This is a genomic window from Snodgrassella sp. W8158, assembly GCF_016100435.1.
Lineage (GTDB): Bacteria > Pseudomonadota > Gammaproteobacteria > Burkholderiales > Neisseriaceae > Snodgrassella > Snodgrassella alvi.
The window spans coordinates 19,730-36,036 of the sequence record NZ_JACFSM010000003.1; the positions used below are offsets into that span (position 1 = coordinate 19,730).

Consider the following 16,307-nt stretch of genomic DNA (forward strand, 5'->3'; position numbering starts at 1 on the left):
TATCGGGCAATCCATCCTAAAACAGGTAAATGTAAAACTATTTATCTGAAATTACCAGTGTCAGAATAATTTTTATGATTGATTTTGTGTTTGCTGTTGTAGTTGTCTTGCCCATCGGGACAGACTGATATTCAGTTGCTGTAAACATGGCTGTAGCAGGGTGTTTACGGAAGTAGCTACGGCTGAATTGTGATTAGGCTGATAAATAAATAGTTGATACAAATCTGACAGCATGATTTTATCCGGATCTTTTTGCAATATCCAGCCGTCAGTACAGTAAGCAATATAATGCTGCTTTTCGAGTTTAGAAAGTATCTGGTCTAAATGTTTATCACTGATTCCGAGCTTTTGCTGCAACAGACAGGATCTGACAGCCTGTCCTTGTTGCTGAGCTGTTACCAGTTGATACAACAGATCAAGTGCATTTTCAAATGGCTGATACTGACGCAGATGGCGAAATCTGTCCTGATGCCAGTAGGGCAAAGAAGAGGTAAGTACAGCACCGGCAAGTAACAGCAACCATAATAAATTCAGCCAGATTAAAAAAACCGGTATTGCTGCAAATGCACCATATACTTTCTGATAATTGCCGAAATAGGTAACAAAAATAGCAAAGCCGCGCCGCAATAAATCCAGCCCTACTGCTGTGATGAAAGCACCCAGCAGAGCATGCTGCCATTGAACAAAACAAAATGGTACCAGTTTATATAATAAAAACAATAAAATGGTGAATAGCGCCAGATTGGTGATAATTTTAAAAAGTGTGCTGTAAAACGGTATCTGATTGGCCATATTGGCCGGATTAGATAATAAATTAATAAAAGACAGGCTCATCCCCAGCACGACCGGTCCGAGGGTTAGCAGTGCCCAGTAAATCAGAATACGAATCCATAGTGGTCGCTGATCGCGTGCCTGCCAGATTTGATTAAATGCATGCTCAATTGTCTGTATCAGCATCAGTGAGGTAATAATCATAAAACTGATACCGACAGCAGTTAATCCGCTGGCTTTATCTCGGAAGTCATACAGATAGTCACCGACAGAATCGGCACCGGCTGCCGGTACAATAATATGGGTCAGAAACTGATTAAAGCGTGTGGCCATATCTGCAAACATGGGAAACGCGTTAATGACAATAACAGTAATGGTAAAAAACGGTACCAGTGCCAGCAGCGTAGTAAATGTCAGGCTGGCGGCAATAAGCGGCAGCTTGCAGCGCTGATAGTTATGCGCAACAAACAATAAAAACTGTGGCAGGCGCTGCTGTAAATATTTGCTTTTAAATAATTGTATATTCATGGCGACTCCTCACATGGCTGATTGTAACCAAAAAGAGCAGACGGCGCAGACTTTCCGTGCAGGCTGGTCAATTTATGACACTTACGGCACAATAATAGCTTTCAGACAATCTTCAAGGAGCAGTATATGGCCGATTTACCTATTCTGGTGGTGTATTACAGCCTGTCAGGCAGTACCCGTAATCTGGCACTGGCACTGGCTCGAGGTGCAGACAGTGTGGAAGGGTGTGAAGCTTTGTTACGCACTGTACCGAAAGTATCGGCTGTATGTGAAGCAACAGCAGCGGAGATTCCGGATGAAGGAGCGCCTTATGTTACTCTGGATGAAGTTCAGAACTGTGCAGCGCTTGCTCTGGGCAGTCCGACGAGGTTTGGAAATTGTGCCGCCCCGGTTAAATATTTTCTCGACAGTACCAGCAGCCTGTGGCTGGCGGGTAGTCTGATTGGCAAACCAGCCTGTGTATTTACCAGTACCACCAGTTTGCATGGTGGTCAGGAAAGTACGCTTTTAAGTATGATGACTCCGCTTTTGCATCACGGGATGCTGTTGTGCGGTATTCCGTTCAGTGAACCACAGCTTAATGGTACCCATAGTGGCGGAACACCTTACGGTGCCAGCCATGTGGCTGGTCATAATAATACCCAATTGAGTGCTGAAGAAGAGGCACTGGCGTTTGCGCAGGGTAAGCGGCTGGCTGAACTGGCGCTGCGTCTGAAACGCTAAAATTAATATCAGGAATAATCATGAGTTACCACACCAATCTAAAGAGTGAAGCTACTTTACCGACTATTTACCGTCATCGCTCCATCCGTAAATTTACTGAAGAAGCTTTAACGGATGAGCAGCGTGAAGCGATCTGGGAGGCCGGTCGTGCTGCTTCTTCATCCAGTTTTATGCAGAGTACCCAGATTATTCGCGTCACAGATGCAGAAAAACGTGCGGCTTTATGTGAAGTTGCAGCCAATCAGAAATACGTACGTACTGCTGCAGAATTCTGGGTATTTTGTATTGATTACACAAAACACAGGCAGGCTTTTCCTGAAGCCCAGCTGGACTGGACTGAAGGATTAATTCTCGGTGCTGTGGATGCCGGTATTATGGCACAAAACTGTCTTCTGGCAGCTGAATCAATGGGCTTGGGCGGTGTGTATATTGGTTCTCTGCGTAATAATGTCGTCCGCGCGGCAGAAATACTGGCGTTGCCGCCATTAACTTTTCCGCTGTTCGGCATGTGTATCGGGCATCCGGCTCAGGATCCGATGTATCGTCCCCGTCTGCCTCTGGAAACACTGGTGAGTGAAAACCGTTATAAGGCACTTGATGCAGCCAAACTGGCTGCTTATGATGAACAGCTCACTGCTTATTATAAAGAGCGTAGTGGTCTGGATCTGAACTGGAGTAAGGCTGTGGCTAATAATTTTTCTCAGCCGTTACGTCCGCAGATTCTGCCATTTTTGCATCAGCAGGGACTGGCGAAACGCTAAACAGACTGAATAAAAAATAACCGGTTTTGCAGGATAATTACCCGCAGAACCGGTTTTTTTATTTAAATACAGAATTACGCTGCTGCCGCATGGATAAAATCCTTTCACCCAGTGCCTGACCAAGCCGCTGATAACCTTTTGAGGTAAAGTGAACACCATCATTTCGGGCCAGTCCCTGATTAATCCATGGTTTCATACTGCATTCACCACCCATTACAGCCTGCCAGTCCCAGAAAAATACCTGCTGGCTTTGTGCCACTTCTTTTTGCATTTCCTGTAATTCAGTGAGTTTTTCCGGTCGTACGCCGCATGAGCCGGCTGTACTTTTCAGGCTTTCCGGTGCACCAAGAATCATAATGGCACTGTTGGGTGAGGCCGCACGAATGCGGTTAATAGTTTCAATCAGATTTTGTTTAACGGTTTCAATCTCAACCCCGTTATAGGCTTCGTTAGTACCGTAGGCAAGAATAATCAGGTCAGGAGCAATAACATTCAACTCCTGCTGCCATACCTGAGTATTCCAGCGTTGCCACTGAGTAAGCTGGGCTCCATTAATTCCCAGAGCAGAAAATACCACACCCTGACGGTTTTGATTACGTACCCACCAGCCGCCTATGGCTGTCTGAAAATTCATACCGGCGGTAACGGTAATCGGAAAACGTGCATTAAACTGACTGAAATGCCATTGATTGTCTTTGGGTTGTGCGCCAAGTTCAATCTGTTTACCATTACTGTCGGTAATCGTTAAATCTTCATCATTCGGTCCCTGACGGATAGTGACGGTAACCGTTTGTTCGGCTTCGGGCTCTCCACGTGTTTTGATGGTCATCACAGCCCCCACAGAAGGAACAGCTACCAAACCGCCAAGTGCATAATTCTGGCTGGTATCGGTACGGCTGGAGATAGCCTGCCAGCCCTGATTCTGATAGGTAAAACGCGCCAGACGTAAACCCGGAAACTGAGTCGGCATAGCCCAGCCGGGACCGCCATTGCCTAATTGCTGCTGTAAATACATACGGGCAGCATCAGTAAGGTAATCCGCTGCTGTATGTGAATCACCGATTTGTACTATATTGATGCTTTTTTTCTGTAATGCCTGGGCTATCTGAGCAGCATGATTATTCTGCGAAGATGCTGATACCTGTTTGCGGCCAGATTTTGCCGGAACCGGATCTGCTGAACAGGCCATGATCGACAGGCAGCAACTTAAAATGACAAAATGTTTTTTACTGTACATTTGTTGAATCGTTATCCATAGTTTGTGCTGGCAGGTTAAAGCGGTTAAAAATATTTTGGGCAATAATTTTTTGCCCGGTCACAGTAAAATGAATCCCGTCTGAACTGCGGGTTTTAATTTTTTTTCCATCGGTTTGCGTTACCGTATCATAAAATTGATCACCATTACTACCCAGCATTGCGCGGGTATCTACGACATATCCATGATTTTTGCTTACTTCATCGGCTGTAATCTGACGCAGATAAATCATTTGCTCATTCAATTTCTGTTTTCTCATACTTGGCGGAGTCAGCCACAAAACAGTGACCTGATGCTGTCGGGCACTATCCATAATCGTTTTGATGTGGTTGCGGTAAATACTTTCCCATTGAGGAGATGCGTAGCTGACAAATCTGCTGCCGTTATGCGGATCAGGAATATCCCATGGATCATTAGGACCAAGAAACATAACCAGTATTTTGATATGCGGATTATTATCCAGCGTATTTGCAATAGTTTGCGGCCAGTTAAAAAAGCTCGGATAGGTTAATCCGGTACTCTGTTTGCTCAGGTTAATGGTTTTAATACCATAAACATCACTGAGCCATTTTTGCACATGCGGTGCCACTCCCTGCATTAATGAATCACCGGCAAAAAATACTTCATCAGCAGCTGTAAGCGTAAAGGCTGCTTTCATATCATTTTCTTTTGCTGCTTTTTTCTGGGCTAACCGATGCTGTTCCTGTGCAAGTTTTAGTTGTTGCTGCAATTTGGCTTTATAGCTGTCCGTATAGGCATAATTATCATTAAAAGCAGTGATGATGCTGAGGTTAGCAGACTTGATATACTGATTAAGCTGGCTGACACCGTTATTAAGTGCTTCACCTGCACGGCTGCCTGTTTGCCACCATGTCTGCTGTTTCAGGTTCGTTAAAATACTATTGCTGTGGTAAGTTTGCTGATAATAGGCGATGACAGAATTTTGCATCAGCCAAAGTGAAATAGTTGCAGTGATGAGAAAGAATAGTAAAACAAAACGAAATTGTTGTTTATTACTTTTCTTTGGGCGCTCTCTGGTTTCTGTTTCTTCACTTGCAACGACAATAGGTACGGTCGTGATGGTTTTTACACTAACATCTGTTATTTCCCTGAACTGGGAAAATTTTTTTTTACTTCCCTTTTTGCGGTAAGAAGGCACGCGGCGATATTTAGAAATTGGCATAGATAAATCCCGGAATACCAGCCGGCGCACAGATTAATACCAGAACCACTAACAGTAATAAAGGAAGAATCAGACGGTATCGTGGCAAAGAATCCGCGCGCTTGTATAACATATTGGTAAATTTTGCCAGAAATGGATACAGTGTCCATGCCAGCAATAACAAACTAAAAAAATAAAACGGATTGGTACTCAGAGGTACATTAATATTGTTGTAAAGCAATGCGTGTAACAAAAGCATAGCATCGTTAAGTGTAGGTGCGCGGAAAAAAATAAAACAAAAACATACAAAATGTATAGTCACAACTATGCTGACAATTTTAGCTGGCCGGCTACTTTTACTCAAAGCGTCGCGAGCTTTATTCAATTCACAATGACGCAGACGACTGTACAGCCAGTCGCCCAGATTAAGCAATATCATCCCGGCTGCATGCAATAAGCCCCAGATTAAAAAATGCCAGCCTGTCCCGTGCCAGATTCCGGATAATGCCATCGCTATCAGTAGGTTAAGCTGAGTGCGTGCCATTCCATGTCGGCCGCCGCCCAATGGAATATAAATATAATCCCGTATCCAGGTTGATAAGCTGATGTGCCAGCGCAGCCAGAATTCGCGGATATTGTGTGCCAGTAATGGTGTGCGGAAATTTACCGGAAGGCGAAATCCCAGTAGCAGCCCCATTGCAATCATCAGGTCACTGTAACCGGAAAAATTAAAAAACAGCTGAACAGTATAGCCATATATGGCAGCCAGTATTTCCAGACTATGATATTGCATGGGATTGGCAAATACCGGATCTACCCAGTTGTCGGCAATCCAGCCGGACAGCCACCAGTTTTTCATTAAAGCCATTACAATCAGACACAATGCCAGAGTAGGTGCCAGAATTCTGCGGCGTTGCGGAGTATAGATTTGTGTTGCCATGCCGCAGGGCTGTTTATATATATCCGTTAACCCGCGTGCATCGTAGGCGCGTGCAATCGGGCCTGCAGTAATAGTAGGGAAAAAAGCCAGATGCAGGGCCAGACCCGGTAATGTAAAAACTTTACCGGCAGGCTGATTGTGGCATCGCTCCTGATAAAGCGAAACCAGATAGCTGATGGCCTGAAATGAGTAGTAGGACAGTCCCAGCGGTAATATGATACCCGACAGCCAGTCGGAACTCAGTTTCAAACTATCCAGGCCATAGCTGACAGACGTGCGGAAAAAATCAAAATATTTCCATAATGCCAGATTCAGAATAGTGCATATGATTGCAGTTATCAGCCATATTCTGGGTTTAGCGGCATGAACTATTCGTACAGATGTGGCATAAATAAATGCCGTAAATAGCAGTAATGCAATTAATGCCTGTATTTTTCCGCACAAATAAACAATCAGATAACTGGTGCACAGTAAAAGCAGATTTTGCAGTTTCGGTTTGCTGCCCAACAGCCAGTAAAGACAGAAAAAGGCAATAAATGAAAGGCCGAATTCAATAGATATAAAACTAAACATGAAACAGATAAACAGTCAGAAAGTAGTGATTGTTAAACCATGCCAAACATAAATAATAAGAAAAACAACAGTTGAGAATCAGTTAATTCATGTTTTTGCTTAAATCCGGATTATTTCCGGCAGCTAATATATGCATACAATATTCGTTTTGTAAAAGCATATAATCTATCAATGATCCGGTATTATGAATAAGCTTACAAAAAATCTCACATTACCAGAATAAACAAGTATTCTCAGTGTGAATGAAAAATACATATTCATAAAATATAAACACTGCAAACCGGAATATGTATTCTTTTCGCTTAATCTGAATTGGCTGTCAATTCTCAAGTCTATTAATGATTCAGTAGCTCACTGAACATGACTTGTACATACAAGTATTTTACCTTGATATGTGAAACAATGTAAGGAAATTAATAAATAAAAATTTATTATTTAAATAATAAACATATTAAAAATATTTACTGCTTTTGCTGATATCAATATTTCTCCGCACGAAGCCAGAGTAAACACCGGCAAAATTTCTGTGTTTTCTGCTATTATCAACTTATGTAAAAAATTTATTGCCGGTATGTATATAAATATTAACTATGGATTCCAGAATGATCTAAGCTGAAATCTGCTGATATTCACATTTGACTTTTACCATATGTCAGGGTTTAACGTATTAAATGGTATCAGACAATATTTAAAGGAATACTATGCACGACCACGACCATAACCATACACATGAGCATAAACATGATGAAACTCATCATCACCATCATCACCTTGGTGCACATAGTGCAGATAAAAAAGTTTTAAGTATTTCACTGCTGATTATCGGTGCATATATGGTGGTAGAGATTATTGGCGGCTGGTTAACCAATAGTCTGGCACTGCTGTCGGATGCTGGTCATATGTTTTCGGATGCACTGGCACTGGCACTGTCGTTAATCGCATTTCACCTGAGTGAGCGACCGGTAAACGGTCGGCAGACCTTTGGTTATAAACGCTTTGAAATTATTGCGGCGGCAGTAAATGGTCTGGCGCTAATGGTAATTGCAGTTATGATTGTTTATGAAGCCATAGGTCGTTTTGTTAATCCGCCGGATATCGCTACCCGGGGCATGCTGATTATCAGTACGATTGGTTTGCTGGTAAATATTATTATTGCCTGGTATATGCACAGCAGTAGTGAGACAGAACATAATGTAAACATGCGCGGAGCGTTTCTACACGTACTGGGTGATTTACTCGGTTCTGTGGGTGCTATTGCCGCAGCTGTACTGATGATGCTGTTTGGCTGGCGCTGGGCTGACCCGGTAGCAAGTATAGTGGTAGCCTGCCTGATTGCTTACAGTGGAATCGGAATCCTGAAAACCACTTTGCGTATTCTGATGGAAGGCACTCCGGATGCAATTGAGCTGGAGCAGCTGGGCAGAGTGATTCAGGATATGCCGGGAATTAAAGCTGTACATGATTTACATGCCTGGACCATTACCAGCAATATGAATGCTTTGTCCTGCCATATTGTTGTTGATGGTACATTAACGATAACGGAAGCAGAGAAACTGGTTAATGAGCTTGCAGAAGTATTGCTCAAACATGATATACATCATGTTACAGTGCAGACAGAAAGCGCAGCCCATAAACACAGCAATAATCTTTTATGCTGTATTCCTTCTGTTGCCGGTCAGCATGTTCATTAATACAATATAATCAGATTATCAGACCATATTTCAGGTAGAAAATCATGATTAAAGCTGTGTTATTTGATCTGGACGGTACCCTGGCCGATACGGCGCCAGACTTAGGGATAGCCCTTAATAATGTGCTGAAAAAGCAGAATTTACCGCCTAAAACTATGGCAGAGATTCGTCCGGTTGCCAGTCATGGCGCAGCAGGACTGATTAAACTCGGTACAGGTATGCAGCCTGATAAACCTGCGTTTGCAGCTTTGAGGCAGGATTTTATGGCTGAGTATGAACTGCATTTTACTGATCAGACAGTTTTATTTGGCGGCATCAATGAGTTATTAGAAAAACTGGCTGAACAGAACATAGCCTGGGGGATTATTACCAATAAGCCGCATGTTTTTACTGACCGTCTGGTACCAAAACTCGGATGCAGTATTGAACCGGCTGTAATAGTAAGCGGAGATACCACCAGTGCGCCGAAACCCAGTACCGAACCCATGTTCTATGCCTGCCGTCACATTGGCGTAGCTCCCGAAAATTGCCTGTATATCGGTGATGCAGAGCGTGATATGCAGGCAGGACGTAATGCCGGCATGATTACAGTGCTGGCGAACTGGGGATATATCGGTGCAGAAGACAACATATCGCAATGGCCAGCCGATTATATTGTTGAGCAGCCAAAAGAAATTCTTCAACTATTAAGTAAATAATTTTTTAAACGAACAAGGGGAAAACATGAAAACCATTGGGTTGCTCGGTGGCATGAGCTGGGAAAGTTCTGCTGAATATTATCGCATGATTAATGAACAAGTACGTGAGCGTCTTGGCGGTACGCATTCAGCCCGCAGCATCATGTTATCTGTAGATTTTGCCGAAATCGAAGCTTTGCAGCATCAGGGACGATGGGATGAACTGGCAGAAAATATGTGTACAGCTGCACGTCAGCTGGAGCAGGGCGGAGCACAGTGTATTGTAATTTGTACCAATACCATGCATCGTATGGCTGAACAGGTACAGAATAGTATAACAATACCTTTGCTGCATATCGCTGATGCAACGGCTAAGCAAATTTGCAGCCAGAAGCTGCAAAAAGTTGGCTTACTGGGTACCGAATTCACCATGAAGCAGGATTTTTATAAAGGCCGGCTTACAGAAAAATTTGGTTTAGAGGTATTGATTCCTGACGATAAAGATTGTCAGACAGTACATAAAATTATTTATGAAGAGCTGGTATCAGGTATCATACGTGAAGAATCACGCCAGCAGTATCGGCAGATTATCCGGCGTCTGGCTGATAAGGGCGCTCAAGCCATCATTCTTGGCTGTACCGAAATTATGTTACTGGTTTCGCAGGATGACAGTCCGGTACCGGTATTTGATACTACGGCAATTCATGCTACTGCAGCAGTAGACTGGGCTTTAACAGATAAATAATGCAGTTTCCGAAATATAAAAGCGGATAAACTGATAAAACAGATGGCTATCTAACCATCTGTTTTGTTTTTCACACAGATTCAGTTAAACGGTTGCGCAGCCAGCGTGCTGCTGTAGCTATTTCACCGGCGCATAAACCTATAGGACCGGTATCATTGGCAGCAAGAATATCTGCTGCAGCACCATGTAACCATACTCCGGCTGATACTGCCTGCTCCGGTGGGATTTGTTGAGCCAGCAAACTGCCGATTATACCGGCTAAGACATCACCGCTACCTGCTGTTGCCAGTCCCGGATTGCCGGTTTCATTTTGCTGTATCTGGCCATGAGGTGAAACAATCATACTCTGATGGCCTTTTAAAACTATCCATGCTGAATATTTTTGCGCCAGCTGGCGTGCGGCCTGATAACGGTTATTCTGAATTTCACTAATACTGCATTGCAGTAAGCGTGCAGCTTCTCCCGGATGCGGCGTTAAAACAACATTTTGATTATTATGCCTGCCAGTCAGCAAAGCAGGCTGCTGAGCAAGTAAATTCAGTGCATCGGCATCGACTACCATCATATGCTTCTGTTGCAGACATTCAGTCAGTGTTGCCAGTGCCGTAGTTGAGGTACTCAGACCACAGCCAATCACCCATGCGGTAACATCGGAACGGTGTAAAAGCCGTTCAGCGGTATTTAACATAATTTCTGGCTGCTGGCTTAGTATCGGCATTGGTAATGCCGGTTGCTGAAAACCAAGCCATACTTTACCGCAGCCACAATGCAGTGCAGCTATTCCGGCCAGAATAATCGAACCGGCCATGCCTTCTGCACCACCCAGAATACCCAGCGTACCAAACGTACCTTTATGGCTCTGAGACGGACGCTGCTGACACAATGCAGGAAACTGTCTGTTTGCCTGCCGTTGCCATTGGCTGAGAATATTTTTATCAATCTGAAAACTGTTCATTACCTGTTTCCCGTTATCATTGCTTAGCGCAGTAATTGATCCAGAAGGGCATTTTTAAGCTGCAATTGCTGTTGAGTATCGGCCAGTTGAGGCGCATATACCAGAAAACTGTCTTCTACCCGTTCATCCAGAGTAGTGATTTTGGCAAAGCGAATACTGATATTTAAATCGGATAAAACAGCAGCAATGTTGGCAAGTAAAAAACGCCGGTTTGCTGTAATAATGTGCAGACTGTACCAGCCCGGATTATCTTCTTCATCAATACTGATTCGTGGTGCAATCGGAATATGACGGCTACGTCGGCTCAGACTGGCCGGATTACTCGCAGACATCGGCAATTTACCATTTACAAACTGATTAAGCGCCAGCTCGGTTTTATTCTGAATGGTGAGATAATCATTCGGGTTGAGATTCGGCGGAAATTGCAGAATAAAAGTATCCAGAATAAAGTTGTGTTCGGTGATATAGGCGCGGGCAGTCAGAATGTTCATCCCTGCTTCACTGAAAACCGAAGCCAGCTCAGTGAAGAGTTTCGGGCGGTTAGGCATATAAACCATCACCTTCAGGGTATCATTATCCGGCAGCATCTGGCTGTGTGCCTGAGCCTGCTGTTCGTAATTAATAATTTTTGATAAATGCCATAAAATATCCTGCCACTCATGGCGGGCAAAATAAGCCTGACCGAGAATATGCCACAATTGGCGCTGCTGTGATTCGCTGATGTGATATTGATTTAACTCATGCATTGCCTGTTGCCGGCGGTCAAGAATAGTCGTGTGCCGGTTGCTTTGTTTACCATTGAGCTGATGCAGCGTGGCTTTATATAAATTTTCCAGCAAACTGGCTTTCCATGAATTCCAGATTTTCGGATTGGTGCCCCGGATATCTGCTACGGTCAGCAGATATAAAGCAGTGAGCCGTTCAACAGTTTTAACCTGTTTGCTGAATCGGGTAATCACTTCAGGGTCTTGAATATCTTCTTTCTGCGCTGTCATAGACATCAGCAGATGCTGTTCTACCAGCCACGCCAGTAAATCGCTTTCTTCACTATCCAGAAAATGATCTTCGGCAAAGGAGCGGGCATCGGCTACGCCTTTTTGTGCATGGTCACCACCACGGCCTTTAGCAATATCATGAAACAGTGCAGCCATATACAAAATATGTTTGCGTGCAAAAGTATGCATTAATGTTGCGGCAAAAGGCAGTTCATGGCTGTGCTGTTCCATAGCCAGACGCCGCATATTGCGTACCACCATTAAAATATGATCATCTACCGGATAAATATGAAATAAATCATGTTGCAGCAGACCGACAATTTTTCCCCATGCCGGCAAATACCGGCCGAGCACACCATACAGATTAATAAAGCGCAATAAATGAGTCAGACCCTCTCCGTGTTTGAAGAATCCGGCAAAGCATTCGCGATTTGCCGGATTTTGATAAAACTCTTCATTCACCAGCTGGTGTGCAGCCGCCCACCATACACGCAGAGTTTTTGGTGCCAGACCAATTATGTCATTGTGTTCCTGAGCAACACGTAAAATGGTAAATATATGCTCAGGCTGTTGCGAGAAAAGTTCAAGATTATGCACCGCCAGCATATTACCTACCTGATAATAATGCTGATCAAGATTAACCACCACACGCGGCAGAGAAGCGTAGACACGGTCGCGCAGCATAGGTACCAGAATACCACTGAGTTGTTTCACGCCTTTTAGTGCACGATAAAAATCATGCATTAGTTTTTCACTGGCACGGGAATTTGCATCATCGCGATAGCCAAGATTCTGTGCTACCTGAGTTTGTAAATCAAAAATTAATCTGTCTTCAGCCCGTCTGGCAGTCAGATGTAGCTCAATACGGATTCTGGCCAGCTGTTTCTGGCAGCTCAGTAACAGCCTGGCTTCAGTTCGGTTCAGAATAGCATTTTTCATCAGCTGATGAATCTGAGGAGGTAATCCCTGAACTTTTGCCAGCCACAATAAAGTATGAATATCGCGTAAACCACCCTGAGTGGTTTTTACATTGGCTTCCAGCAGACTGGCTTCACCGGCCGCTTTGGTATATCGTTGCCGTTGTTCCAGTATTTTACCTTCGATAAAAGCAGCCACATCCCGCTGTAAATCAAGCTGATGAATCAATTCAGCAGCCAGATCCTGCCGGCCGCATAAATACCGGCTTTCCAGTAAGGCTGAATCACCCGTTAAATCAACCCGGGCACTTTCACATAACTCATTAATTGTTCCCACCTTAGGGGCGGGCTGTAAATGGATATCCCATAATATTTGAACAAAAGCACCAATTTTCTGCTGAATATCGTCATCAATCGGATTTCTGCTGACAATAGCAATATCCATATCCGAATACGGATACATTTCGCCGCGTCCGAATCCACCTATTGCCAGCAGACACATTTCTTCTTCGGCAAACAATTCCTGCCACAGTGTAGACAGCACATCAGCAATTACTCCGGTATGCTGGCGAAAATAGACAAACGGATGCCTGCGCTGCCGGTATATTTCTGCCGCTTGTTGTTTGTGCTTGTGTAGCTTGTCCGACAACTGAGTAATAAGTGCTGAAGATGACATAATTAATAGCCGTGTGGTTGAGATTGACAATATGCATTTTGTATCGGGCGAATCTGATTCAGCCTTGCCTGATCGATTGCCTGAGCTATCTGCTGCGGTTCAGCCACTGTCCGGGCAATTGATGCTGCATCAATTGCCATTGCCGCAGACTGTAAATTTAGCCAGTGCTGTTGCTGAGGATATGGCTGATGTTCAAATCTGAGGCGTCCGCGTATATCAGCAAGGCATACACGCAAAATTTGCCTAAATCGATCCGGACGGCGCAATGCATCGGTTTTTTTCAGAATATCCAGTGTCGTTTTGGGTTTAAGCTGGCTGACACTATGTAACCTGATATGATATTCACATACCAGTAATGCCAGTTGCGCACAGGCTTTGGGTACCTGCCAGCGCCGGTTTATCGCTTCTACAGGTTCTATTCCGGCATAATCATGTCCGGGGTGGCGTGGTAATTTATCTGCCGGAGTCAGTCCTTTGCCCAGATCATGAGTGAGAGCAGCATAACGTTCTTCCAGTGAATAATCATTTTCAGCAGCATACTGCAGACACAGTAATGTATGCTCACCGGTATCTATTTCAGGGTGGAAATCAGCGCGTTGCGGTACGCCGAATAACGCATCAACCTCTGGTAAAATTACTTTCAGCGCACCGCAGGCACGTAAAACGTCTATCATCAGCCGCGGATTCTTTTCCATCAGCCCTTTAGCCAGTTCCTGCCATACCCGTTCGGCAACCAGAGCATTTACTTCACCATTATTTACCATCCGGCACATCAGTGCCATAGTTTCATCGGCTACTTTAAATCCATAACGCGCTGCAAATCGGGCAATGCGCAAGATACGTACCGGGTCTTCTGCAAACGCAGGGCTGACATGACGTAATATACCGCAGCGTAAATCAGCCAGCCCGTTATACGGATCAATCAGATTACCCGATGCATCTTCGGCCATAGCATTAATAGTTAAATCGCGTCGTTGTAAATCCTGCTCCAGCGTCACATCTGCCGCTGCATGAAAAGTAAAACCATTGTAACCGGCAGATACTTTACGTTCGGTACGCGCGAGCGCATATTCTTCATGAGTTTGCGGATGCAGAAATACCGGAAAATCCTTGCCTACGGGCTGATACCCGGCTTCCAGCATTTTTTTTGCATCTGCACCAACCACTACCCAGTCGCGGTCGACCACCGGCCGCTGCAGATACTTATCTCTTACTGCACCACCAACCAAATAAATTTGCATATAAAATATAAAAAAGTATTAACAGAAAACAGATGATTATTGTGCCGCAGTCCAATCAGCTTGTTAACTGGTTTTTTGCAAACATGCAGCTGGCAGTTCCGTCAGCCAGCATTAATAAGCAAACAGCCTTTGGAAAAGAGCAGGCTGAATCAAAATCATCTTAAAGAATATTTAACAGGCAGATAAATATCTGCTGTACGGAAATATAAAACGCTCTGCTTTAAAACAGAGCGTTTTTAAATAATATTGATATTACATCATCAGAGCCGGAACAATCATAGCCAGCCCTGGAAAAAACGGTACAGTTGCAAAGGCAATAATCAGTAAACGTTTAAACATCATTTCCTGCTGTTTTTCTTCGGTTACACTTACCACCAGAGTACCGGCAATATGAATCGGGTTAACGACACTGAGCATAGCTGGTGCCGCACAGGCAGTCAGAATCAAAGAGATTTGCGGAGAATCGCCAAAAATCGTAAATACCATCGGAATCATCAGGCTGATAACACCCAAAGTAGAGGACTCCACATTACTCAGGAACGTAGTCAGGTAAGCGAGCATAAACAATAAAGCAATTTTACTGCTGGTCATACTGAGCAGACCTTGTTCTACCGCTTTCATTGTATCTACCTGCATCATGGTACCGATGAAAACCAGCAGACCACTAATAACCACTACAGCATTCCATGGGATTTTTTTCACAAAATCTTTACTTTGCTGCGTAAAAAACAGCATCATAATTACTGCCAGCGTCAGAGCAGTCAGACCGACATTGGCTTTAGCAAATATCACTAATATCAGAAAAATCAATACCGCAATAGTAGAACAGATTGCATAAAATGGCTGTAACTGATGGTTATCACCATTTTCCTGTTTAATTGGTTTTAGCAGTACAAAGCCTTTTTCAGGCGCTTTAGAATCACCTGTTTCGACTACTCTTTTATCCTGAAATACAATTTGCAAGGCAATAACCAGCACAAAACTGATTAACATTCCCAGAAACCAGACCAGCCACGGACTATACTCAACATGTGCTTTTTTTGCTGCATCCAGAATAACTTGACCAGTAGGATTAATAGGTGAAAGTGCACCGGTATTGGCACCAATAATTGCTGCCATTTCACAGATGAAAAATAATCTGGGATGTTTTCTGCCTAAAGCAGCAATAACCGGAACCAGCAACGTTATCGATGCCGTAGAAAAGGCACCGGCTGTCGAAATCGCAAATCCGATAAAATAGCCAATCCAAGGAACAATATTAGTGCGATGTCCCATTTTTGCGTAAATCTGATCTGTAAACCAGCTTAAGCCACCGCTTTTTTCCAGATGAGCAAAAAGTAAGGACACACCGATTAACAGCGTTACAATGGCTCCGGGAAAATGGCTGAGTACATCCTTGCTGCTTAAAACTGTATTTGTATCAGAACCATCAGCAATTGCAGTTGTCGCCATAACCATTATCGCCGCAGCACTAAAACCTAAAAGACCAATATTGACATGTCGCCAGACTGCCAGAACCAAAATCACAACCAGTAATATAAGCGATAAAATTTGTGGTAAGTTCATAAAGTGTCCTGAATGGTTATTGTTTCAGAATGAATATGCTGAAAATCGCACAATAAATAACATTTGTATTTATTTCGGATTCAGAAAACTTTTCAGCCTGCAGCTAATATACGGATATCATTAAATTGTCA

At 43.8% G+C, this 16,307-nt stretch carries 13 protein-coding genes; 5 read left to right on the forward strand and 8 right to left on the reverse strand.

All coding sequences use genetic code 11. The features are described 5' to 3' along the window. Nucleotides 1-72 precede the first annotated feature (72 nt). A complete protein-coding gene (locus H3V11_RS08315; protein WP_198224338.1) occupies nucleotides 73-1,299 on the reverse strand; it encodes a YihY family inner membrane protein in 1,227 nt (408 codons plus the stop codon). Between the two features lie 126 nt (nucleotides 1,300-1,425). Here H3V11_RS08315 and wrbA point away from each other — a divergent pair, with 126 nt between their 5' ends. Both wrbA and nfsA read left to right on the forward strand, forming a co-directional pair. Further along, nucleotides 1,426-2,022, forward strand: a complete 597-nt coding sequence (gene wrbA, locus H3V11_RS08320) for an NAD(P)H:quinone oxidoreductase (RefSeq protein ID WP_198224340.1) — start codon at nucleotides 1,426-1,428, stop codon at nucleotides 2,020-2,022. Nucleotides 2,023-2,042: 20 nt separating this feature from the next. Beyond that, a complete protein-coding gene (gene nfsA, locus H3V11_RS08325; protein WP_198224342.1) occupies nucleotides 2,043-2,783 on the forward strand; it encodes an oxygen-insensitive NADPH nitroreductase in 741 nt (246 codons plus the stop codon). 58 nt (nucleotides 2,784-2,841) lie between these two features. Here nfsA and H3V11_RS08330 read toward each other — a convergent pair whose 3' ends face one another. The 3 genes from H3V11_RS08330 to H3V11_RS08340 are packed head-to-tail and all read right to left on the reverse strand — an operon-like array spanning nucleotide 2,842 to nucleotide 6,713. Next, a complete protein-coding gene (locus H3V11_RS08330; RefSeq protein ID WP_198224344.1) occupies nucleotides 2,842-3,972 on the reverse strand; it encodes an SGNH/GDSL hydrolase family protein in 1,131 nt (376 codons plus the stop codon). 37 nt (nucleotides 3,973-4,009) lie between these two features. Continuing rightward, a complete protein-coding gene (locus H3V11_RS08335; RefSeq protein WP_198224346.1) occupies nucleotides 4,010-5,221 on the reverse strand; it encodes an SGNH family hydrolase in 1,212 nt (403 codons plus the stop codon). After that, the gene (locus H3V11_RS08340; RefSeq protein ID WP_198224348.1) at nucleotides 5,208-6,713 is read right to left on the reverse strand and encodes an MBOAT family protein; all 1,506 of its coding nucleotides are present in this window, start codon (nucleotides 6,711-6,713) and stop codon (nucleotides 5,208-5,210) included. The genes H3V11_RS08335 and H3V11_RS08340 overlap by 14 nt, the downstream gene beginning before the upstream one ends. A gap of 701 nt (nucleotides 6,714-7,414) precedes the next feature. Here H3V11_RS08340 and H3V11_RS08345 point away from each other — a divergent pair. Genes H3V11_RS08345 through H3V11_RS08355 form a run of 3 tightly spaced genes read left to right on the forward strand, consistent with a single transcriptional unit; the run spans nucleotide 7,415 to nucleotide 9,826 of the window. Continuing rightward, nucleotides 7,415-8,404: a cation diffusion facilitator family transporter gene (locus tag H3V11_RS08345; protein ID WP_198224350.1), complete on the forward strand. Its 990-nt coding sequence runs from the start codon at nucleotides 7,415-7,417 to the stop codon at nucleotides 8,402-8,404. 44 nt (nucleotides 8,405-8,448) lie between these two features. Continuing rightward, a complete protein-coding gene (locus tag H3V11_RS08350) occupies nucleotides 8,449-9,102 on the forward strand; it encodes an HAD family hydrolase (RefSeq protein WP_100125388.1) in 654 nt (217 codons plus the stop codon). 25 nt (nucleotides 9,103-9,127) lie between these two features. Next, nucleotides 9,128-9,826 (forward strand): aspartate/glutamate racemase family protein, encoded by a 699-nt coding sequence (locus H3V11_RS08355; RefSeq protein ID WP_025330903.1) that lies wholly within the window; start codon nucleotides 9,128-9,130, stop codon nucleotides 9,824-9,826. A 70-nt stretch (nucleotides 9,827-9,896) separates the two neighbouring features. Here the strand turns inward: H3V11_RS08355 and H3V11_RS08360 are convergent, their stop codons facing one another. The 4 genes from H3V11_RS08360 to H3V11_RS08375 all read right to left on the reverse strand — a co-directional run bounded on the left by H3V11_RS08360 (nucleotide 9,897) and on the right by H3V11_RS08375 (nucleotide 16,176). Further along, nucleotides 9,897-10,781, reverse strand: a complete 885-nt coding sequence (locus H3V11_RS08360) for an NAD(P)H-hydrate dehydratase (RefSeq protein WP_198224352.1) — start codon at nucleotides 10,779-10,781, stop codon at nucleotides 9,897-9,899. 23 nt (nucleotides 10,782-10,804) lie between these two features. Continuing rightward, nucleotides 10,805-13,369 carry a [protein-PII] uridylyltransferase gene (gene glnD, locus H3V11_RS08365; RefSeq protein WP_084586337.1) on the reverse strand — a complete coding sequence of 855 codons (2,565 nt, stop codon included), beginning with the start codon at nucleotides 13,367-13,369 and terminating at the stop codon, nucleotides 10,805-10,807. Between the two features lie 2 nt (nucleotides 13,370-13,371). Then, nucleotides 13,372-14,610: a multifunctional CCA addition/repair protein gene (locus tag H3V11_RS08370; RefSeq protein WP_198224354.1), complete on the reverse strand. Its 1,239-nt coding sequence runs from the start codon at nucleotides 14,608-14,610 to the stop codon at nucleotides 13,372-13,374. Between the two features lie 252 nt (nucleotides 14,611-14,862). Continuing rightward, entirely contained in the window at nucleotides 14,863-16,176 is a 1,314-nt protein-coding gene (locus tag H3V11_RS08375; RefSeq protein WP_198224356.1) for an SLC13 family permease, read from the reverse strand. Nucleotides 16,177-16,307: the final 131 nt, after the last annotated feature.